This is a genomic window from Stutzerimonas kunmingensis, assembly GCF_900114065.1.
In the GTDB taxonomy this organism is placed as follows: domain Bacteria; phylum Pseudomonadota; class Gammaproteobacteria; order Pseudomonadales; family Pseudomonadaceae; genus Stutzerimonas; species Stutzerimonas kunmingensis.
The window spans coordinates 691,881-711,952 of sequence record NZ_FORS01000001.1; the positions used below are offsets into that span (position 1 = coordinate 691,881).

The 20,072-nt window shown below is 63.2% G+C and carries 21 protein-coding genes; 14 read left to right on the top strand and 7 right to left on the bottom strand.

Annotation, left to right across the window (positions count from 1 at the left end):
* Positions 1–15 precede the first annotated feature (15 nt).
* From BM275_RS03455 to ptsP, 3 genes are read right to left on the bottom strand one after another with little or no spacing between them, the layout of a single operon-like run.
* Entirely contained in the window at positions 16–1,752 is a 1,737-nt protein-coding gene (locus BM275_RS03455) for a PTS fructose-like transporter subunit IIB (RefSeq protein ID WP_090519294.1), read from the bottom strand.
* A gap of 20 nt (positions 1,753–1,772) precedes the next feature.
* Positions 1,773–2,711, bottom strand: a complete 939-nt coding sequence (gene pfkB / locus BM275_RS03460) for a 1-phosphofructokinase (protein WP_090519295.1) — start codon at positions 2,709–2,711, stop codon at positions 1,773–1,775.
* Entirely contained in the window at positions 2,711–5,587 is a 2,877-nt protein-coding gene (gene ptsP / locus BM275_RS03465; RefSeq protein WP_090519296.1) for a phosphoenolpyruvate--protein phosphotransferase, read from the bottom strand. Before ptsP ends, pfkB begins: the two co-directional genes overlap by 1 nt.
* Before the next feature lie 180 nt (positions 5,588–5,767).
* Here ptsP and cra point away from each other — a divergent pair, with 180 nt between their 5' ends.
* The 6 genes from cra to BM275_RS03495 all read left to right on the top strand — a co-directional run bounded on the left by cra (position 5,768) and on the right by BM275_RS03495 (position 9,669).
* Positions 5,768–6,757 carry a catabolite repressor/activator gene (cra, locus tag BM275_RS03470; RefSeq protein ID WP_090519298.1) on the top strand — a complete coding sequence of 330 codons (990 nt, stop codon included), beginning with the start codon at positions 5,768–5,770 and terminating at the stop codon, positions 6,755–6,757.
* A 68-nt stretch (positions 6,758–6,825) separates the two neighbouring features.
* Complete coding sequence (locus tag BM275_RS03475) at positions 6,826–7,131, top strand: nucleotide pyrophosphohydrolase (protein ID WP_003302193.1); 306 nt, start codon at positions 6,826–6,828, stop codon at positions 7,129–7,131.
* Entirely contained in the window at positions 7,128–7,877 is a 750-nt protein-coding gene (locus BM275_RS03480) for a methyltransferase domain-containing protein (RefSeq protein WP_023445948.1), read from the top strand. Before BM275_RS03475 ends, BM275_RS03480 begins: the two co-directional genes overlap by 4 nt.
* Before the next feature lie 18 nt (positions 7,878–7,895).
* A complete protein-coding gene (locus tag BM275_RS03485; RefSeq protein WP_090519299.1) occupies positions 7,896–8,504 on the top strand; it encodes a DUF4136 domain-containing protein in 609 nt (202 codons plus the stop codon).
* Positions 8,505–8,576: 72 nt separating this feature from the next.
* Entirely contained in the window at positions 8,577–9,134 is a 558-nt protein-coding gene (locus tag BM275_RS03490) for a DUF4136 domain-containing protein (RefSeq protein ID WP_090519301.1), read from the top strand.
* Positions 9,135–9,219: 85 nt separating this feature from the next.
* A complete protein-coding gene (locus BM275_RS03495) occupies positions 9,220–9,669 on the top strand; it encodes a DMT family transporter (RefSeq protein ID WP_090519303.1) in 450 nt (149 codons plus the stop codon).
* A gap of 17 nt (positions 9,670–9,686) precedes the next feature.
* Here the strand turns inward: BM275_RS03495 and BM275_RS03500 are convergent, their stop codons facing one another.
* The gene (locus tag BM275_RS03500) at positions 9,687–10,619 is read right to left on the bottom strand and encodes an SdiA-regulated domain-containing protein (RefSeq protein ID WP_090519305.1); all 933 of its coding nucleotides are present in this window, start codon (positions 10,617–10,619) and stop codon (positions 9,687–9,689) included.
* A 229-nt stretch (positions 10,620–10,848) separates the two neighbouring features.
* Between BM275_RS03500 and BM275_RS03505 the strand changes: the two genes are divergently transcribed.
* The 3 genes from BM275_RS03505 to BM275_RS03515 all read left to right on the top strand — a co-directional run bounded on the left by BM275_RS03505 (position 10,849) and on the right by BM275_RS03515 (position 13,053).
* Positions 10,849–11,142, top strand: coding sequence for a hypothetical protein (locus BM275_RS03505; RefSeq protein ID WP_014821429.1), 294 nt, complete (start codon positions 10,849–10,851; stop codon positions 11,140–11,142).
* Between the two features lie 76 nt (positions 11,143–11,218).
* Positions 11,219–12,592, top strand: a complete 1,374-nt coding sequence (locus BM275_RS03510; RefSeq protein WP_090519306.1) for an MATE family efflux transporter — start codon at positions 11,219–11,221, stop codon at positions 12,590–12,592.
* A 2-nt stretch (positions 12,593–12,594) separates the two neighbouring features.
* The gene (locus tag BM275_RS03515; protein WP_049339027.1) at positions 12,595–13,053 is read left to right on the top strand and encodes a DUF2214 family protein; all 459 of its coding nucleotides are present in this window, start codon (positions 12,595–12,597) and stop codon (positions 13,051–13,053) included.
* 15 nt (positions 13,054–13,068) lie between these two features.
* Here the strand turns inward: BM275_RS03515 and speA are convergent, their stop codons facing one another.
* The 3 genes from speA to thiO form a co-directional block, all read right to left on the bottom strand.
* A complete protein-coding gene (gene speA / locus BM275_RS03520) occupies positions 13,069–14,982 on the bottom strand; it encodes an arginine decarboxylase (protein ID WP_014821432.1) in 1,914 nt (637 codons plus the stop codon).
* A gap of 122 nt (positions 14,983–15,104) precedes the next feature.
* Positions 15,105–15,476: a translation initiation factor Sui1 gene (locus BM275_RS03525; RefSeq protein WP_090519308.1), complete on the bottom strand. Its 372-nt coding sequence runs from the start codon at positions 15,474–15,476 to the stop codon at positions 15,105–15,107.
* A 148-nt stretch (positions 15,477–15,624) separates the two neighbouring features.
* On the bottom strand, positions 15,625–16,734 hold the full coding sequence (thiO, locus tag BM275_RS03530) for a glycine oxidase ThiO (protein WP_090519310.1): 1,110 nt from the start codon (positions 16,732–16,734) through the stop codon (positions 15,625–15,627).
* Between the two features lie 149 nt (positions 16,735–16,883).
* Between thiO and BM275_RS03535 the strand changes: the two genes are divergently transcribed.
* From BM275_RS03535 to BM275_RS03555, 5 genes are all read left to right on the top strand, one after another.
* Complete coding sequence (locus BM275_RS03535; protein WP_046617882.1) at positions 16,884–17,405, top strand: GspH/FimT family pseudopilin; 522 nt, start codon at positions 16,884–16,886, stop codon at positions 17,403–17,405.
* A 75-nt stretch (positions 17,406–17,480) separates the two neighbouring features.
* Complete coding sequence (locus BM275_RS03540) at positions 17,481–17,996, top strand: GspH/FimT family pseudopilin (RefSeq protein ID WP_226930303.1); 516 nt, start codon at positions 17,481–17,483, stop codon at positions 17,994–17,996.
* Positions 17,993–18,463, top strand: a complete 471-nt coding sequence (gene pilV, locus BM275_RS03545; RefSeq protein ID WP_090519312.1) for a type IV pilus modification protein PilV — start codon at positions 17,993–17,995, stop codon at positions 18,461–18,463. The genes BM275_RS03540 and pilV overlap by 4 nt, the downstream gene beginning before the upstream one ends.
* Positions 18,460–19,542, top strand: a complete 1,083-nt coding sequence (locus BM275_RS03550; RefSeq protein WP_041014877.1) for a PilW family protein — start codon at positions 18,460–18,462, stop codon at positions 19,540–19,542. Before pilV ends, BM275_RS03550 begins: the two co-directional genes overlap by 4 nt.
* On the top strand, positions 19,539–20,072 hold the full coding sequence (locus BM275_RS03555) for a pilus assembly PilX family protein (RefSeq protein ID WP_090519314.1): 534 nt from the start codon (positions 19,539–19,541) through the stop codon (positions 20,070–20,072). Before BM275_RS03550 ends, BM275_RS03555 begins: the two co-directional genes overlap by 4 nt.

Here is a 20,072-nt window from a genome sequence, read left to right on the forward strand (position 1 = left end):
CCGTTTGGCGACCGCTTACGCCGTCGCCCCGACACTGAGCGGCTGCGTTTCAGGCCGCTTGATTCCTGCGTAGATCACCCCGGTTACCAAGCTGCCGGCGAGGATTGCAGCCAGATACAGAAGCGCGTGATTGATGGCGTTGGGGATCAGCAGCACGAACAGCCCGCCATGGGGCGCCAGCAGCTTTGCGCCGAAGGCCATGGACAGCGCGCCGGTCAGCGCACCACCGGCGATGCTGGCCGGAATCACCCGCAATGGGTCTTTCGCAGCGAACGGAATCGCGCCTTCGGAAATGAAGCAGCAGCCCAGCACCAGCGCGGCCTTGCCGGCTTCGCGCTCGGTCTGCGCGAACTTGCGTCGGGCGATCAGCGTGGCAATGCCCATGCCGATTGGCGGCACCATCCCCGCTGCCATTGTGGCGGCCATCGGCGCGTAACTCTGGGACGCGAGTAGCCCGACGGAGAAGGCATAAGCGGCCTTGTTCACCGGTCCGCCGAGGTCGACGCACATCATGGTGCCGAGCAGCAGCCCGAGCAGGATGGCGTTGGAGGTGCCCATGGTGTCGAGGAATTCGGTGAGCCCGGCGAGCATCTTCGCCACCGGTGTGCCGACCACGTAAATCATCACCAGACCAGTTACCAGGCTCGCCAGCAACGGAATGATCAGGATCGGCTTGAGCGATTCGATACTGGCCGGCAATGGAATCCAGCGGCTCACTGCCTTGGCCGCGTAGCCCGCCACGAAACCGGCGATGATCCCGCCAATGAAGCCCGCACCGAGGGTGCCGGCCAGCAAGCCGCCGATCATGCCGGGCGCCAGGCCCGGGCGGTCCGCGATGGAATAGGCGATGTAGCCGGCAAGCAGCGGCACCATCAGCTGGAAGGCCGTTTCGCCACCGATCTTCATCAGCGCGGCGGCCAGCGTGCCCTCCTCCTTGAACGCCTCAATGCCGAAGACGAACGACAGCGCGATCAGCAAACCGCCCGCCACCACCATCGGCAGCATGTAGGACACGCCGGTCAGCAGGTGCTTGTAGACGCCAGCCTTCTCGCCCTTCTGTTCACCACTTGCGCTGGCAGCGGCGCCTCCAGCGAGCACCGAGCCTTCTTCCAGCGCGCGATCCAGGGTCGCATCGGGTTGCTTGAGGGCGACGCCAGTACCGCAGCGAAATACGCGCTTGCCGGCGAAACGGGTGACATCCACCTCGATATCCGCAGCCAGCAGCACCACGTCGGCCTCTTCGATGGCCTGGGCTTCGAGCACATTGCGCGCCCCCACCGAGCCGCGGGTTTCAACCTGCAGGTCATAACCCTTGCGGATCGCCGCCTGCTGCAGGGCTTCAGCCGCCATGAAAGTGTGTGCCACGCCGGTCGGACAGGCGGTGATGGCCACCAGCTTGGGCTTGCCGCTGGTATGCGCCGCATCCGCTTCGTCGGCCTGCTGCAGCTCGCTGGCGGTGTCCGCGGCACTGCGCAAGAAGGCTTCCGGGTCGAGCAGCGCCTCGGATGGCGTGGACTGGGCGACGCGCTTGCCAACGAAGCGCTGCAATGACAACGGCCCGGTTTTCACCACCACCACCAGATCGGCATTGGCGATCTGCGCGGGCGTCAGCGGCGAACCGATGGCCTTGGGATCGTGGACTTCCACGGCGGTCGACCAGCCCAGGCGATGGGCAGCCGCTTCGAGCAGGCGTGAAGTCAGCACGCTGGTGACCATTCCGTTGGGGCAGGCCGTGACGATGAGAAGATTCATTCCTTCACCTCTTGTTCGAATTATTGGCTGAGCGACTGCAGGCGCACCGCAGCTTCAAGCTCCGCAAGTTCAGCCGTGTCGGTGAGGCCGAACCCAACCTGCCCGACCGCCTGCGCGGCGATGGCCGTGGCCTGTGTGAGGGTGCGCTCTGCCGGCCAGCCTTCCAGCAAACCGTGAAGCATCCCGGCGAGCAGCGAGTCGCCGGCACCGACGGTGCTGACGACCCGAACCCTGGGCGGATTTGCATGCAGTGCCGCGCCTGATGAAAACCAGCTGACACCGTCAGCGCCCTGCGAAACCACCACATGCTCGATGCCTTCGGTTTGCAGCCGCCGCGCTTCGGCCAGCAGCGCCGAAGAGCCGGTGAGATCAACGCCACGGGCCTCGGCCAGTTCCTCCTCGTTGGGTTTGATCAGCCAGGGCGCGGCGGCCAGCCCGTCACGCAATGCGGCGCCGCTGGTGTCCAGCGCCACCCGCACGCCGAGTCTCTTGAGCGTCTGCAGCAGTTGCACGAACCACTGGCTGTCGATGCCACGCGGCAAACTGCCGGCGACGACCACGAGGTCATGAGCGGGCGCCAGCCGCTGGAGGCGCGTCAGCAGCTCCGTGCAGTGCGCCTCGCTCACCGTCAGCCCTGGGCCGTTGATGTCGGTGACCTGCCCGTCCGCTTCGGCGAGTTTGATGTTGCTGCGGGTATCGCTCGGCACGCGGACGAATTCGTCGGCAAATCCACGCGCGGCGAACAACTGCTCGAAGGCCTGCGGATTGCCCTCGCCGAGAAAGCCGGTGACGGTCAGCTGATGGCCGAGATCGGCCAGCACCTGCGCGACGTTGAGCCCCTTACCGGCGGCATGCACCTGCAGACTTTCGCTACGATTGACCTGGCCCAGGCGCAGCGCGGACAGCTGCACGGTCAGGTCCAGGGCCGGGTTAAGGGTGACAGTGAGAACACGAGCCATCAGCAGTGCTCCCCGACGAAGGCGCGGACTTCATGGGCACCGGGCAGCATCAAGGCTTGCTGGGCCAGCCTCTGGCAGGTCGTGAAGTCCAGCTCGCGCACCCTCGCTTTCACCAGGGCAATGCTGCGCGCCGAGACGCTCAGTTCGTCCACGCCCAGGCCCACCAGCATCGGCACCGCCAATGCATCAGCGGCCAACTCGCCACAAACGCCAACCCACTTGCCGTGGGCATGGGCGGCCTCGACCGTCATGCCGATCAGACGCAAAACAGCCGGATGCAGCCCGTCGGCCTGGCCGGAGAGCGTCGGATGGCCGCGGTCGATGGCCAGGGTGTATTGCGTCAGGTCATTGGTGCCGATGCTGAAGAAGTCGACTTCCTGCGCCAGCACTGGCGCGATCAGGGCCGCAGAGGGGATCTCGATCATAATGCCGACCTGCAGGTCAGCTACCGGCAGCTCAACGCACAGGCGGTCGACCATGGCTTTGGCGGTGCGCCACTCGTCAATATTGCCGACCATGGGGAACATGATCCGCAACGGGCGGCCATCGGCCGAAGCGAGCAAGGCACGCAGCTGGGTCTCGAGGATGTCCGGGCGTTGCAAACTCAGGCGAATGCCGCGCACGCCCAGAAACGGGTTTTCCTCGGCGGGCATCGGCCAGTACGGCAGCGGCTTGTCCCCGCCGACATCCAGCGTACGCACCACCAATGGACGCCCTTCGAGGGCTTCCAGCACACGGCGGTACTCGGCTTCCTGAGTCGCCTGATCCGGCGCCTGGGAATGGTTCATGAACACCAGCTCGGTACGCAGCAGGCCGATGCCTTCGGCGCCCATCGCCACCGCTTCCGGGGTTTCGCCGGCAGCGCCGATGTTGGCAGCGATCTCTACCGGATGGCCGTCGCGGGTGATGGCCGGCTCCAGGCGACGCTCATTTGCCAGGCGCTTGCGCTCCTCGCGGGTGGCGCGCTCGTTGCGGGCCTGGTCCAGCTGCGCATCGGTTGGGGCGACCAGCAGTTCACCGCGCTCGCCGTCAAGCAGCAGCAAGGTGTTTGGCGCTAGCCCAAGCACACCCGGCCCAGCACCGACTATCGCCGGAATGCCCAGCGCGCGGGCGATGATGGCGCTGTGCGAAGTGGCGCCGCCGCCAGCGGTAAGAATGCCTGCGACCCGCTGGGCATTGAGCGTGGCGACGTCCGAAGGCGCCACCTCGTCCATCACCAGGATGTAGGGCTCATCTGGGGCCTGATCGGCTTCCACACCAGTCAGGCAGGCCAGCACGCGACGCCCGACGTCACGCAAATCGGCCGCACGTTCGGCCAGCAGCTTGTCGTGGAGCGCCTCCTGCTGCTGCGCCGCAGTTTCGATTTCCTCCATCCAGGCCGCTTCGGCGCTCAGTCCCTTTTGCAGCCGAACCTGCACCTCCTCGCGCAACGCTGGGTCCTTGAGCATGGCCTGATGGGTGGTGAAGATGTCGCGGATGCTGGCGACCTGACTCTCATCGATCAGCGTGCCGATCTCCGCATGGACCTTGTCCAGCGCCGCATCCAGCCGCTGCAGTTCGATCACCGGAGACTCGCCGCGCTTGGGGTAGTCGATCACCTGCGGCTTGCGTACCAGGACCGGACCGATGGCGATGCCGGGCGCGGCGGCGATGCCGATGACCTGCTCGCCGGCCCGCAAGACGGGCACGTCCTGGGCTGCCTCATTCAGTTGCACGGCCCGCTGCTCCGCCGGCGCCCCGCCGGCCGGCAGCGGCTCGATTTCCTCGCCCAGCCCTTCCTCCACCGCGCGGACCAGCGCCGGCAACGCATCGTCGGCGATCGAGGGCTCGGCGATGAACTCCAGCACCTGGCCGCGATGCGAACCCATCGCCAGCAGCTTGCTCAGGCTCTTGGCCGACACGCCCGCGCTCTGGCTACCAGCCAGACGCACTCGGATCTCGCCGGCGAAGGCCTGTGCGACCTCGGTCAGCACCTTTGCCGGACGCGCATGCAAGCCATGGGCGTTGGCGAGCGGCACCTGGGCACTCGGCCAGTCTGCCGGCACTTCGCCGCCCAGGGCTTCGAGCACTGTGCGACTGGACGTCGCCTGGCTCAGCTCCTGCCCGCGGCCTTCGATCAGCAGATTGCACAGGCGCTCGAGCATCGCCCGATGCGCTTCGCCCAGGCTGGCCAGCACGAAAAGACCATTGAGCGGCTGCCCCTGATGCTCGAGATGGGAAGCTGGCGTGACGAAGGCGAGACCAGGACGCTGCACCGCCTGCTCGCTACTCAGCCACCAGAGGCCATCCCCCAGCGGCAGCGCCTGGCCAAGCGGCAGACTGGCGTTGAAACCCGGCTCCACGCACTGCGCGCGCTTGAGCAGCTTGACGCCCTGCCAGGCCAGCTCGTCGAAATCATCCGCAGCGACACCCAGCGAGACCAGCTCGCAATCCAGCGCTAGCGCCTGTGGCGCACCCTGCAGCAGGTCGATGATGGCTTCCGGACTTTCGGCTTTCTGCAGCGCCTCGCTCAGATCGCCTTCACCCAATGCTCGGGTCAGCAGCTGTAGCAGGCGCAGGTGTTCGTCGGAACGCGCAGCGATACCGATGGCCAGATACACCAGCTGGCCGTTGCCCCAGTCGACGCCGGCCGGAAAATGCAGCAGCCGCACACCGGTGGTGAACACCTGATCACGGGTTTCCGGCGTGCCATGGGGAATCGCAAGGCCCTGACCGAGAAAGGTCGAGCCCTGCGCTTCACGCGCACGCAGCCCGTCCAGATAACCCGGCGCGACCAGCCCGTCGGCGACCAGAACTTCACCCAGCAGGGCCAGCGCCGCTAGCTTGTCCGCCGCGGCCTGATGCATGTGGATGTGCTGTGCATTCAACTCAAGCATGGAGAACTCCTGCGGGGCTCGCGATTGTTGTGGCCGACGGTCGCGCCGGCCTTGCCCGAATCCTGGGCTGGCGCTTCAGACCGAAACAGTGCTGAAACGTTTCACCTAAAGCTGGCACATTACGCAATATTGGGTAATTCTAGAAGCCCGAGTTCATACCACCCGTCTCAGGACCCTCTGTTGAAACTGACCGACATCGCCCGCCTCGCCAACGTTTCGGTAACCACCGCCAGCTATGTGCTCAATGGCAAGGCCGCGCAGCGCCGTATCAGCGCGGCCACGGTCGAACGGGTGATGGCCGTGGCCGAACAGCAGGGCTTTCAGCTCGACCAGCAGGCGGCTGGCCTGCGTCGAGGGCAGTCGCGCACCCTCGGCTTCATCGTTCCGGATCTGGAAAACCCCAGCTACGCGCGTCTGGCCAAACTGCTCGAGCAGCGCGCGCGGCAGCGCGGCTACCAGCTGCTGATCGCCGGCACCGACGACGAGCCGGACACCGAGCGCCAGGTCATCCAGCTGCTGCGCTCGCGCCGCTGCGATGCGCTGATCGTCGCCAGCTGCCTACCGGCCGACGACCAGAGCTATCGCAAGGTGCAGGCGGCTGGCACGCCGGTGATCGCCCTCGACCGTGCGCTGGACGCCGAGCACTTCTGCTCGGTGGTCAGCGATGATTGTGAAGCGGCCGCCCTGCTTACCCGCTCGCTGGCAGTTCCGGCCGCCGCCCATATCGCCCTGATCAGCGCACGCCCGGCATTGCCCATCAGTCAGCAGCGCGAGGAAGGTTTCCGCCAGGCACTGTCGCAGCACAGCGGTCAGGTCAGCATCCTGCAGGCCGAACAGTTCAGCCGTGCGTGCGGCCGTGAAAAGATGCTCGCCCTGCTCGACCGCGGCCCGTTGCCCGATGCGCTGATCACCACCGCCTACGTCTTGCTGGAAGGCGTTTTCGATGCGCTGCGCGAGCGCGATCTGCTTTGGCCGGAGCAGCTGCGGCTGGCGACCTTTGGTGACGCGCAGTTGCTGGATTTCCTGCCGATCCGGGTCAATGCGATTTCCCAGCAGCACCAGCAGATCGCCGAGCAAACCCTGGAACAGGCAATCCGCGCCATCGAGCAGGGCGATTACCGTCCCGGCGTGATCGCCATCGAGCGTGAGCTGAAAGTGCGGCGTCTCTGATCCGCCCCTTGCGGGCGCTGCCGCGCTGACGGAAGCTTGTCGTCTTTCGAACACGCCCACCCTCCCAGATGAACATCGAACAGATCACCCAACGCCTGCACGCCATCCGCGATCAGAACGACTGGCAGCGCTTTCACAGCCCCAAGAATCTCGCCATGGCCGCCAGCGTGGAAATGGCCGAGCTGGTGGAAATCTTCCAGTGGCAGACCGAAGACGAGTCGCGCCAGCTCTCAGCCGACAAACTCGAGCATGCCGGTCAGGAAGTCGGCGACATCCTCATGTACCTGCTCTTGATGTGCAGCGAGCTGGGCATCGATATGGAACAGGCGCTGCTGGCCAAGCTGGCTGACAACGAGCGGCGGTTCGCCCGATGAGCGATCGGCATTTCGACGAGCTGGCGACGCGCTTCGCCGAGAAGATCTACGGCGGCGCCAAGGGCGCGATCCGCCTTGCCGTGCTGCAGGCCGACCTGACGGAAGCCCTGCCGCAACGGCCACTGCGGGTGCTGGATATCGGCGCCGGCCTCGGCCATATGAGTCTGTGGCTGGCTCAGCAGGGCCATGATGTGACCCTGGCAGAACCGGCAGAGCCGATGCTGGAAGGCGCGCGCAAACAGTTTGCCGCAGCCGGCCAGCAGGCAACCTTCATTCAGGCGCCCTGGCAGACAGTCGAAAGCCAGGTCGAGGGCCGTTTCGATCTGGTGATCTGCCACGCGGTGCTGGAATGGCTGGCCGAGCCCCAGGCGATCCTGCCGGTGCTGCATCGCCTGACATCGGCCGATGGCTGGCTATCGCTGGCCTTCTACAACCGCGACGCGTTGATCTACCGCAACCTGCTCAAGGGCCATTTCAAGAAGCTGCGCAGCCAGACCTATGCCGGCGAGCGCCAGAGCCTGACGCCTCAGCAGCCGCTGGACCCACGCGAGCTGGCGGCGCAACTCGCACCGCACTGGCAGGTCGAAACAACCAGTGGCGTGCGCGTATTCCATGACTACATGCCCGCCGATTTCCAGGCCCGCACCGAGCCGGCCGAACTGATCGAGATGGAGCTGGCCTACCGCCGCCATCCACAATTTGCCGGTCTCGGGCGCTACCTGCACTGGATGTGTCGGCCGCTCTGAGCCGACCGGGAGGTACCGATGTCGATCCGCGCCATGCTGCCGGTGCTCTGCCTGGGCCTTGCAGCCTGCCAGAGCCAGAACCCCTATACCGACGAATCCGCGCCGATTCCTCCGGCGCCACCTATCGAGCAGATCCAGTCACCGGTCTATCCGGCGGCACCACGGGACTTCTCCAGCTACCAGAACTGGAGCTGGCAAGCCCCACCGGCCGGCACCGCGTCGATCACCGGTGAGGAGCTGCAGGAAATGGTCGCCGGCGCGCTCGATCAACTCGGCTTGCGCCCTGCGCAGGCCGAGCGCAAGGGCGAGCTGTTGATCAGCGCCCGCGCCAGCAAGGAGACCCGCATTCGGCAGACTTACGATGATTACGGCCCGCATGTCGGCGTAGACCGCTACGGTGGTGGCTACGGGTACGGCTCAGGTTATGGCGTGGGGACGAGCGTACCCATCGTGCGTAACTACGAGGAAGAGGTGCTCTCGGTGCGTATCGAGATGTTCGACGCGGCTTCCGGCCAATCGATCTGGAGCAATCGCGCCGAAGCACGTAGCGGCGGTAGCCGCGCCAAGCAGCAGGATGCGCTGCGCGAGGCGGTGCAGCGGGCGCTGGCGGACTACCCGCCGCGCTGAGCGTGACAGCGATGCAGACTCAGCACCGCGCCGAGGCCTAGACTGAACAGATTCCACCCCCGGAGAACGATCATGTTGCGCTGCCTGTTGCTTATACCTCTGCTCTTCGCGCTCGCCGCCTGCCAGGGCCCGCAGGTGCAGCGCGATTTTGATCCGACGCGGGATTTCTCGGCCTATCGGGCCTGGGGCTGGCAGGAACCGGCGTTGCAGTATCGACCTGATGATCCAAGAATCAAAAGCGACCTCACCGAACAACGCATTCGCGCGGCGATCGCCGAACAGCTCGATCAGCAGGGAATGCGTCCCGCGACGGCCGGCAAAGCGGCGGACCTCAAGGTGCAGGCCTGGTACATCGTCGACCAGCGCACCCAGCAGTACACGACCACCTCCGGCGCCTGGGGCAATCCCTGGTACGGCTACTGGGGTGGGCCGATGTTCACCGACACCCGCACCATCGACTATCAGGTCGGCACGTTGCAGATCGACCTGTATGACGCCGCTGACGGCAAACTGGTCTGGCGCGGCAGCGCCGAGCAGACCCTGAGCAACCGCCAGGGCACCCCCGAGCAACGCGCCGGTAGCATGCGCGAGCTGGTGACACGGGTGCTGTCGCAATACCCGCCGCACTGAGCCAAGCACAGCGAACCGCTGTCCCGCTATGGCGAGTCGTATCCCGGCTCGCCATACTGTCGCGCCCTGATTCCGGAGATCCGAAATGCCTGCCGTTGCCTGGTGGTTACTCACCCTTCCGTTCATTGCCGGCGCGATGCTGCCCCTGCAGGCCGGAATCAACGGCCAGGTCGCGCGTCACCTCGGCAACGTGATGGGCGCGGCACTGCTTTCGTTCACCGTGGGCACGCTGGCACTGTTCGTCATCGTGGCAGTCCAGCGCGATATCCCGGCGTTGCAGACGCTGAAGGGCCTGCACTGGTCGCACTGGTGTGGTGGGCTGCTGGGGGCCTTTTTCATCGCCACGGCCGCCTTCGCCGCACCGCGCACGGGAGCGTTGCTGTTCATGGCGCTATTGCTGGCCGGCCAGCTGTTCGTCGCCTTGCTGCTGGATCACTTCGGCTGGGCCGGCTTTCGCCAGTCCAGCATCAGCTTCGGCAAGGTCTCCGGTCTGCTGCTGATCTTCGCCGGCGTCTGGCTGATCCAGCGCGGCTAGCAGGTGCGCGGCGGGCGTCACTCGTGCTCGAAGGCGTAGAACAGGTTGGGCTCGCTGACCAGGTATAGATTGCCCTGTGCATCGAAGGTCATCCCTTCGGCCTGCGGCACGCTGCGCTCGAGTCCGGCAAACCCGCTCCAGAGCGAGCGGAAGCTGACCAGCTCGCCCTCGGCGTCGAGTTCCAGCATCATCTTCGCCTCGTCGCTGAGCAGCACCAGATGGCCGGTACGCTCCTCGAAGTGCACCGAGGACAGATCACTGGCCATGTCCAGCTTCTCGATCCAGGCCTCACGGTCGATGATCTTGATGTCCATGCCACCTGCCAGACTGCGCTTGATGCCCTGGATCTCGTAGAGCTTGCGCGGTGAATGCTCCTTGACCACGAACAGGCGATCACCGGCGCGGTCGTACCCGACGCCCTCGAAACCGGTATTGTCCGCGTCGTTTAGGGCCAGGGTAATGGAGCGGGCATCGGTACGCTGCAGCGGACCGGCAATCCTGGGAACCTGCACGATCACCAGCGACTGCTTACGCTCCTCGGTCAACACCAGCAGGTCATCACCCAGATAGGTCACGCCCTCTACGTCCTGGAACCCGCGCAGCGGGTAGCGCGCGAGGAAGCCGCCATCCTTGTCCAGCGCCAGCAGCTCTTCGGGGTTATTGACGACGCCCCAGAGATGATCGCGGCGTTCGTCATAGGTCAACCCGGAAAGATTGTCTTCCACCGTGGCCACCGGCAGCGCGTCGATCTTCACCCGGTATTCGGGTAGCCAGAGGCTGTGCCTTTCCCAGCTGCTTTCATGCCAGGTGGTTTTCAGCGTATAGAACAGCCGCTCGTCCAGATGAGTGGCGGTAACAACGTAGAGCAGGCCGAAAAAGACGCAGCCATAGGCCCAGGCCGGGCGCAGTGTCTTGATTCGTTCCAGGCGCGCTCTGGCAATGGCCAGCATCGTTGGTCTTCTCGTTCTGGGAATGGTAGGCAGGCTGCCTGGCGCTTGTTGCAGTTGCATGAAGGTCGGGAACGCATGATGCGCTAAGGACTCACAGCGACATTCCGACCGCCTCCTGCCCTGGTGGTTCCAGCGCAGCGCGGCCGTTCGGAACTCTCGGGCGCACTCGAGAGCCCAATGCCCAGAGCCGTGCTTGGGCACCGCAATCGAACGTTCAGGAGAGTGAGACATGCGGGTAGAAGGATTCTTCGAATGGCTGGGACAGGCGCTGGGCGCGGTCATACGTTTCATCGTCGAGGCGCTGGGCGACTTCTTCGGCCTGTTTGCCAGGGCCGGACACAATTTCCTCGAGGGGTTGTCGCGTACGCTGGGCATGGACCGCTCGCTGATCAGCCTGGTAGCACTGGCGATCGGCCTGATGTTGCTGGTTGCGGCGGTCCGCGCGTTCTTTCGCGGCTCGATCATCGGCGGGCTGATCTGGCTGTTCCTCGGGCTGTGGCTGCTGAGCTGGTTGATTCACTGACGCGCAGCCTAAAGCTCGGACTTTCCCTCTTTCATTGCATGCCACGTATAGTGCCGGGCCGTCCCGGAGGCCCGTAATGCCCAGCTTGCTCGTCGCCTGGCGCCACGCACCGACCCATAACAAAGTGTGGGCGCTGGCGGCGCCGATGATCCTGTCGAACCTTTCCGTTCCGCTGGTCGCACTGGTGGACAGCAGCGTAATCGGCCATCTGCCGCACGCGCATCAGCTGGGCGCAGTGGCGGTCGGCGGTAGCCTGTATACGCTGCTGGTGTGGGTGATGGGCTTTCTGCGCATGGGCACGACGGGCTTCGCCGCCCAGGCGGCCGGCCGCAAAGACGGCGCTGCTTTGCGCCAGATACTGCTGCAAGGGTTGCTGCTGGCACTGGGCTTCGCGCTATTGCTAGGTGTAATAGGCGTCCCACTGAAGGGCATAGCCCTGCAACTCATGCAGCCCTCGGCCGAACTGGACGAACTCACCCGTGACTATTTCCACACGCGGCTGTTCGGCCTGCCCGCGGCGCTGGCCAGCTATGCACTGATCGGCTGGTTCCTCGGCACGCAGAATGCGCGCGCGCCACTGGCCATCCTGCTGACCACCAATCTGATCAACGTGGCGCTGGACCTGTGGTTCGTACTCGGCCTCGACTGGGGCGTGGCCGGCGCCGCACGCGCCTCGGTGATCGCCGAATGGAGCGGCGCGCTGCTCGGCCTGGCGCTCACCCGCAACGCGCTGGCCCGCTATCCCGGTCGAATCGATACCCGCGCGCTGCGCCGCTGGTTGAGCTGGCGGCCGCTGATGGCGGTCAACCGCGACATCTTCCTGCGCTCCCTGGCGCTGCAACTGGTGTTTTTCCTGGTGACGATACAGGGCACGCGGCTAGGCGATGCGACGGTCGCCGCCAACGCGCTGCTGCTCAACGGCCTGCTGCTGACCGCGCACGCCCTCGATGGATTGGCTCATGCCGTGGAAGCCTTGGCCGGGCATGCCATCGGTGCCCGCAACCGCGACGCACTGCAGCGAGTGATGGTGGTCGCCGGGGGCTGGTCGTTGCTGGCCAGCGTCGCCTTCGGCCTGTTCTTCCTGCTTGGCGGCCACCTATTTATCCAGCTGCAGACCGACATTCCCAAGGTCCGCGCGACCGCGCTGATCTACCTGCCCTACCTGGCGGCGTTGCCGCTGATTGCGGTCTGGAGCTATCTGCTCGACGGGTTGTTCATCGGTGCAACCCGCGCGCGGGAGATGCGCAACAGCATGCTCCTAGCGGTAGGCCTGACGCTGCCACTGGGCTGGCTGCTGCAAGGGCTTGGCAATCACGGGTTGTGGCTGGCGTTTCTGAGCTTCATGCTGATGCGCGGCGTCTGCCTGGGCGTGCTCGCTCAGCGCCTGCAGCGCCGCGGAGCCTGGTTTAACATGGGCGCGCCGAGCACCACACACTCCGAAGGACACTGAACATGGCCTACGCCATCGCCGCCTACCTGCATTTTCTGGCGATATTCCTGCTCTTTGCCCTGCTGCTGCTGGAACACCAGCTGTTCCGTCAGCCGCTGACGCTGGAGCGAGCGCGCAGCCTGTTCCGTATCGACATCGCCTTCGGTATCACCGCGGCGGCGGTACTGGCCAGCGGAGCGGCCCGGGCCATCCTCTATGGCAAAGGCCTGGACTACTACCTGAAGAACAGCCTGTTCCACGCCAAGATCGGCCTGTTCGTGGTGGTCGCGGTGCTCTCCATCTATCCGACCCTGACGTTCCTGCGCTGGCGCCCGGCCTTGTCCGCAGGCCAGGCACCGATCATGTCGGACAGCAGCGCCAGGTGGGTCAAGCTGACCATCCGCCTGGAGCTGCTGCTACTCCTGCTGATCCCCTTGCTGGCGTCGCTGATGTCACGAGGCTTTGGCGTAATGCCCGGCTGACGCCGGGCTCGCGGCTCAAGGCGTCAGATAGGACGACCGCGTCAGCCCCAGACGCAACGCGTCGATGTACTGGGTGCGCTCCTTGGCGCTCAGCTTGGCGCTGGCAACCTTGTCGCGGTAGTAGGTCATCAGCTCCTCGGGCGACAGGTGCACGTAGCGCAGCATGTCCTCGATGGTGTCGTGGGTCTCGATGCCCGCGTGGTAGTAGCTGCCGTCCTCACGCTGATAGACGTTCACCGAGTCGGTATCGCCGAACAGGTTGTGCATGTCGCCGAGAATCTCCTGATAGGCACCGACCAGGAACACTCCGAGGAAGTACTCCTCGCCAGGCGCGACCTCGTGCACCGGCATGCTGCTTTCGATGCTCTGCTCGTCGACGTAGTGCTTGATCTTGCCATCCGAGTCGCAGGTCAGGTCCTGCAGCACAGCGCGCCGCACCGGCTCCTCGCTCAGCCGCTGCAGCGGCACGATCGGCAGGATCTGGTCGATCGCCCAGGTATCCGGAAGGCTCTGGAATACCGAGAAATTGCAGATGTACTTGTCCGCCAGCTTGTCGTTGAGCTCGTCGAGCACTGCCCGATGCGAGCGCTGGCGGGCCTTCAGCTGGTTGTACAGGCGGCGACAGATGGCGAAGTAGCTCTGCTCGGCCAGTGCCTTCTGCGCCAGCGTCAGCTTGCCGGAGGCGTACTGCGCGCTGGACTCGCTCATGTAGTGGGTAGCGCGCCAGTAGGTCTCGGTGACCATTTCCGGGTCGGTCGGTCCGAGCAGGTCGGCCAGCGATTGCACGATCTCCGGCAGTTCGTCGTAGTTGTCGATCACCGGCAGCTCATCGTTGTGCCGCTCGACGTCGGTGACCTGCATGACCAGCACCGCATGATGCGCGGTCATCGCCCGCCCGCTTTCGGAGAAGATGTTCGGGTGCGGCAGGCCCTGTGCCTCGCAGAACTCCTTGAGCATGCCGACCACGGTACCGGCGTATTCGTCGATGTCGTAGTTGATCGAGCTGGCATTGCGCGAGTGGGTACCGTCGTAATCGACCCCCAGACCGCCGCCGACATCGATGTAATCCACCGGCAGGTTCAACGCCCGTAGCTCGGCGTAGTAACGAATCGCCTCACGGAAGCCCTGACGGTAGTCGGCCAGATTGGCGATCTGCGAGCCCATGTGGAAGTGCAGCAAGCGGATGCCCTGATCCATTTCCGCCGCACGAAAGCGCTCTATCACCGAAAGCAACTGCGCCGCAGACAAGCCGAACTTCGACCGCTCACCACCAGTGTCAGCCCACTTGGACGATGCCAGCGACGACAGGCGCACGCGCAGGCCGACCTGCGGCGTCAGCTTCAGCTCGTTGGCCTCCTCGATCACCAGCCCGACCTCGGACTCCTTCTCGATGACAATGAATACCTTGTGGCCGAGCTTCTGGCCCATCAGTGCCAGGCGGATGAACTCGCGATCCTTGTAGCCATTGCAGACGATGGTGCCGCCCTTCGGCGCCAGTGCCAGCACCGCCATCAGCTCCGGCTTGGAGCCGGCCTCCAGGCCGATGGAAACGTTCTGCGTGGCGATGATGTTCTCTACCACCGCTTCCTGCTGGTTGACCTTGATCGGGTACAACGCGGTGTACTTGCCGGCGTACTCCATGCGCTCGATGTTGGCATCGAAGGCACCGGTCAGGCGCCGCACGCGGTCCTGCAGGATGCCGGGGAAACGCACCAGCAACGGCAGCGACAGCCCCGCCTCGCGTAATTGCTCGATCAGGCCGTTGAACTCGATCGGCTCGCCGCTCGGCCCTTGAGGGCGCACTTCGACATTGCCCTGGTCGTTGATTGCGAAATACCCAGCGCCCCAGTGGCGGATACCGTAGATGCTGCGGCTGTCGGCAGCGGTCCACTGGCTACCGTCGTCTTTACGTGTGCGTCGTACAGGCATCAAGGCCTCCCGGAAGAAATTGAGTGTTTCGCAGCGAGCAGAACCGCGCGGCGAAGGCTATGCGGCTTCGACAGCCGATATGCGGAAAATGGTGAAAATCGGTGGAGGTGTCACATCGGTGCTCAGCCACCGGACTTCTTGGCCTTGAAGCCACGTTTGCTCAGCTCGTCGATCAGCAGCTGAACGTGATCACCCTGAATCTCGATGACGCCATCCTTCAGCGCACCACCCGTGCCGCAGCGACGTTTCAGCGCGCTGGCAAGTTCCTTGAGGTCGGTCTCGGGCAAGGGAACGCCACTGATGGTCGTCACCGTCTTGCCGCCTCGGCCCTTGCTCTCGCGGCGCACCCGCGCAATACCGTCGCCGTCAGGCAGAACGCTTTGTTTGCAGATGCAACTACCCAGCGGTTGGCTGCACTCAGGACAATGCCGACCGGCATCGGTGGAATAGACCAGCCCGCTCAGGCCGGCCAGGGAAGTGGTTTTCTTCGCCACACAAACCTCACTCGCCAATCTGGCTCTGCCTGGCAGAGCCGAAGTGCCGGCTAATTTACCAGCAATGCGAGTTGGTAGCAGAACAGAGTCCGGGCGACGGATATGAAACCCGGACTGCTCGTGAAACCGTAGTACCGCGAAGGGCCGATCAGCTCTTCTGAGCGGCGATACGCCCGGCCGGTGCATAGGGCGATGGGTCCACGATCGGCGCCTGCCCAAGCATCAGATCGACCAGCAGCTGACAGGACGCCGGTGCCAGCACCAACCCGTTGCGGAAGTGCCCGCAGTTCAGCCACAGCCCGTCGAAACCGCTCACCTGTCCTATATAAGGCACGCCGTCCGGCGAACCGGGTCGCAGGCCTGCCCAGTGCTTGACCACTTGCGCATCGGCCAGCGCGGGCAACAGCTCGATCGCTGTTGCCCTCAGGCTTTCCAGCGCGTCTTCGGTCGGCGTCTTGTCGAAGCCGACATCTTCCAGCGTGCTGCCGACCAGGATATGGCCGTCGCGCCGCGGAATCGCATAGCGCCGTTTAGCCAGCACCATACTCGGCAGGAAGTCCTCGGCGCACTTGAATAGAATCATCTGCCCCTTCATCGGCTTGACCGGAATCTCCAGCCCCAGCGTCGCCAGCAACTGTGCGCTCCAGGCGCCCGCAGCCACTACAACCTGATCCGCTCGCATCTCGCCCTGCGCCGTCTGCACGCCCACGATACGCGAACCATCGCGGAGGAAACCCTCGACCGGGCACTGTTCGATCACAGTCACATTCGGCAGCTGCCGCAGCGCTTCGCGCAAGGCGCGCAACAGACGAGGATTGCGAATGTTGGCGACACCCTCCATGTAGACGGCGCGCTCGTAACCCTCACCCAGCGAAGGCACTGCCTGGCGCACGGTCTCCATCGACACCGACGTCAGCGGCCGGCCATAACGCTCAGCCCAACTCAGCGCCTCCGCCTCGTCATGCAGATCCAGCCAGTAAAGGCCGGTGACATGCACCTCGGGGTCCACCCCCGTCTCTTCCAGAAGCCGCTCGCCAAGCTGCGGATAGAAATCCTGCGACCAATGCGCCAGCGCCGTGACCGCCGGGCTGTAGCGCCACGGATAAAGCGGCGAAACGATCCCGCCGCCGGCCCAGGAGGCTTCGGTTCCTGTTCCGGACGCCTCTACCAACGTCACCGACGTGCCTGCAGCAGCCAGCTTGTAAGCCGTCAGCAGGCCGATAACGCCTCCCCCCACCACAATCACATGTTGCTTCACTCAGCCTCCGGCACTCAGGTTCACAATTTCAGCCATTTATCCTTGGACTGACCGCAGCGCTGGTCTAAAAAGGCCGTGCTTCATTACTTGAATGAAACAAAGCGTCACCGCCAGGACGGCAAACATGATACTTGCAAAGGAACTGCACTATGCCGAACCAGAATCAAGGCTTCACGCTTATTGAGTTGCTTCTGACCCTCGTCGTACTCGCCATTGTGCTGGCGATCGCGATACCGAGCTTCACTGCCACCCTCGACTCCGTCAGACAACGTACTCAGGTCAACCAGCTCTTGGCTGACCTCAACTTCGCACGCAGCCGGGCGATAACAAGCCGGCGCCCAGTCAGCATCTGTGCCGGAGCTTCAGGTTGTGATGGCTTAAAAGATTGGAGCGGCCAGGTTCTCATATTCGACGATATCAACGGCAATGGCGCATTCAACGAAGCGGACGACGTCCCATTACGCGTCACCAGTGTTTCACCGAACCATTCCTGGAGATGGCGAAACTTTCGTCAGCAGCGGCACATGACCTTCAAACCCGACGGGACCACCCACAGCCTCAATGGCAGCTTCATTCTGTGCCGCCAGGAAGTAGCCCTGAGAAAGATCGTGATCAACATCACGGGGCGCACGAGACTTACCGCACCCACCGCCGAAGACCTTTGCTCCTAACATGCCGCACAGTCTTCGAAACCGACCGGACGTCCGGGCGGCATGGGAAGCGAAACGGCAAATCGGGATGATCTGATGACCTTGCAATCGAGAAGAACCATGCGGTACTCCCGAGGCTTCACCCTCATAGAACTCCTGATCACGTTGTCGATCCTGGCGATCCTGCTCGCGATCGCAGCACCGTCTTTCCGAGACCTCATCCAGAGCAACCGAACCCAGACCATTGCCAACGACCTGACCACGGCGCTGCAGTTCGCTCGCTCCGAAGCGGTCAAGCGTGGCGTTAACGTCGACATCTGCCGACGCAACGGCAACACCTGCGCGAACTCCACAGACTGGGGTAACGGATGGTTGGTTAAGGTAAACGGCGGCGCCTTGCTGCGAGTCTGGGAAGCTGTCGGCGGCCAGGACACCGTCACAGGGCCCAACGAGACGCTCACCTACCGCCCTAGCGGCTTGCTCACCAAAGCAAGCAACGCTGCTGACACCACCTTCACCGTTGCCTTTTCCAACTGCACCGGCAAGCCCCAATACAGCATCGCGCTGACCGCAACAGGACGAGTGACGAGCGCAAAAGGAACGTGCCCATGAGACGCCCCCCATCACCCTCTGCCGACCAGCGCGGTGCAACACTCATTGAGGTGCTCGTCGCCATGCTGGTTCTTTCCATCGGCCTGCTCGGTCTGGCGGGCATGCAGATGACCGCGTTGAAGAGTAACCAGAGCGCCTACTATCGATCGCAGGCAACGGTGCTTGCGTACGACATCATCGATCGCATGCGCGCCAACCGCGCCGATGCGCTCAATGGCGTTTACGACATTGCGCTGCAGAACCAGGCCTGCGACCCGGATCTTTCCCCTAGCGGATCGATTGCGAAGAAGGATGTGGCTGAGTGGCTGAACTCCCTCTCGTGCCTTCTTTCGTCCGATGCTCAGGGAAGTGTCGTGCGCAACGGCCGAATTTTCACGATCTCCATCGAGTGGAACGATAATCGCGGGCGCATCGAGGCAGCTGATGACGACGACCGCGAAACCTTTGTCTATCGGACGCAGCTATGAAATCACTCTCCCTCAACCGGCAGATGGGCTTGTCGCTCATCGAGCTGATGGTCGCCATGCTGATAAGCCTGATTTTGCTCGGCGGTGTTTTGCAGGTTTTCCTTTCCAGCAAGGATATGTACCGAACCAATACGGCAGTTGCCCGCGTCCAGGAAGCGGGCCGCTTCGCAACTGAGTTCATGAAATTCGATATCCGCCAAGCAGGCTACAAGGGCGAATGTTTAAGTGAGCCTTTTAACCAGTTGGATTTATCGTCAAACAAGAACGGACTTACAGCAGACGAAAAGAATGCATATAGCACAACACCAGCAATTCAAGGCTGGGACAACGAGGAACCAATTTTTTTTGACTCCAACACTACACGCACCGACACCGATTCATTTATTGTCAAGTATGCAGGCGACGGCATGGAGTTCGAACCAAACGGAACAAACAGCGCCGGAGCCGGAAACTTGAATGTCAAAGGGGAGACTGGCGCATATAGCGGGCAGATTGTTCTGGTCGCAAATTCCACAGGCTGCGACATTTTCCAAAACACAAACAATAATAATGCAAGCACTTTTCAGACAAGTGGCGGCAATGAAACCCCAGGAAACACAAAGGCAGGCATGAGCCAAGCCTATAATTCCAAATTCACCGCACATGTATTACGAAGCCATACCTACTTCATTCGGGATAATGACGACCGTCCACCTTCCCTTTATCGTCGAGTCCTCAGCCCAAGCCCTGCTACCGAAGAGCTGGTCGAAGGCATTATCGAAATGCAGATCACCTACGGCATTGACAAGGACGGTGACCGGCTGGCGGATGAGTACGTGAAAGCCGGGACAAACAATCTCATAGCCAGCGGTGAGGGCGACTGGGGAAAAGTTGTTTCAGCGCGCATATCCGTGATCGCAGTCAGCCCCGAAACCAACGTTCTGGAAGAGCCTCAGAAATTCGTATATCCCGCCGCGGCTGACATCGAGCGAGACGACGAATACGCGCTTTATGAAGATGACGGCACGGTCACCATCAAGAACAACCGGGTCGCACAGGTCTATACCACCACTGTGGCCATACGGAATCGTCTGCCATGAAACAGCGATCTTTCAATCATTCACGCCAACGAGGGGCCGTCCTGCTCGTTGCACTCATCATGCTGTTGTTGCTCACCATCCTCGGAGCGGCAGCGATGCGTGACACCAATCTTCAGGAACGCATGGCAGGCAACATGCGTGACCATAACCTGGCATTTCAGGCGGCTGAGGCCGCGCTTCGGTTTGCAGAACAGGAAGTCAAAACGGATTACGCCAACCTTATTAATGACAATAAGTATCCAATTAATAACATGAATGGAAATACTTTCGCACCTCCGAAGGTGGTGACATTTACTGACTTCAAAGGCGAGGTTTATAAGGCCCCGACCTACACAATTACCCGCCTGCCTCATCCGGGGCAGCTCGACATGCAGAACATGGTCAACCCGACGACCGCCGGAGGCGACTCGCTCGCCGCCGGGGAGTCGCTGATTCTCGATTTTGTTCTGGTGCGCATAGAGGCAACCGGCACCGGTGCCAGCCCGGACTCGAAGGTAACTCTTCGTTCCCTGTATTTCGTAGAGGAGTGA

Bases quoted from the DNA above. Each gene is read 5' to 3' on its own strand.
- BM275_RS03455 (WP_090519294.1), bottom strand. From the start codon at position 1,752: ATGAATCTTCTCATCGTCACGGCCTGCCCCAACGGAATGGTCACCAGC.
- pfkB (WP_090519295.1), bottom strand. From the start codon at position 2,711: ATGGCTCGTGTTCTCACTGTCACCCTTAACCCGGCCCTGGACCTGACC.
- ptsP (WP_090519296.1), bottom strand. From the start codon at position 5,587: ATGCTTGAGTTGAATGCACAGCACATCCACATGCATCAGGCCGCGGCG.
- BM275_RS03475 (WP_003302193.1), top strand. From the start codon at position 6,826: ATGAACATCGAACAGATCACCCAACGCCTGCACGCCATCCGCGATCAG.
- BM275_RS03480 (WP_023445948.1), top strand. From the start codon at position 7,128: ATGAGCGATCGGCATTTCGACGAGCTGGCGACGCGCTTCGCCGAGAAG.
- BM275_RS03485 (WP_090519299.1), top strand. From the start codon at position 7,896: ATGTCGATCCGCGCCATGCTGCCGGTGCTCTGCCTGGGCCTTGCAGCC.
- BM275_RS03490 (WP_090519301.1), top strand. From the start codon at position 8,577: ATGTTGCGCTGCCTGTTGCTTATACCTCTGCTCTTCGCGCTCGCCGCC.
- BM275_RS03495 (WP_090519303.1), top strand. From the start codon at position 9,220: ATGCCTGCCGTTGCCTGGTGGTTACTCACCCTTCCGTTCATTGCCGGC.
- BM275_RS03500 (WP_090519305.1), bottom strand. From the start codon at position 10,619: ATGCTGGCCATTGCCAGAGCGCGCCTGGAACGAATCAAGACACTGCGC.
- BM275_RS03505 (WP_014821429.1), top strand. From the start codon at position 10,849: ATGCGGGTAGAAGGATTCTTCGAATGGCTGGGACAGGCGCTGGGCGCG.
- BM275_RS03510 (WP_090519306.1), top strand. From the start codon at position 11,219: ATGCCCAGCTTGCTCGTCGCCTGGCGCCACGCACCGACCCATAACAAA.
- BM275_RS03515 (WP_049339027.1), top strand. From the start codon at position 12,595: ATGGCCTACGCCATCGCCGCCTACCTGCATTTTCTGGCGATATTCCTG.
- speA (WP_014821432.1), bottom strand. From the start codon at position 14,982: ATGCCTGTACGACGCACACGTAAAGACGACGGTAGCCAGTGGACCGCT.
- BM275_RS03535 (WP_046617882.1), top strand. From the start codon at position 16,884: ATGCCGAACCAGAATCAAGGCTTCACGCTTATTGAGTTGCTTCTGACC.
- BM275_RS03540 (WP_226930303.1), top strand. From the start codon at position 17,481: ATGACCTTGCAATCGAGAAGAACCATGCGGTACTCCCGAGGCTTCACC.
- pilV (WP_090519312.1), top strand. From the start codon at position 17,993: ATGAGACGCCCCCCATCACCCTCTGCCGACCAGCGCGGTGCAACACTC.
- BM275_RS03550 (WP_041014877.1), top strand. From the start codon at position 18,460: ATGAAATCACTCTCCCTCAACCGGCAGATGGGCTTGTCGCTCATCGAG.
- BM275_RS03555 (WP_090519314.1), top strand. From the start codon at position 19,539: ATGAAACAGCGATCTTTCAATCATTCACGCCAACGAGGGGCCGTCCTG.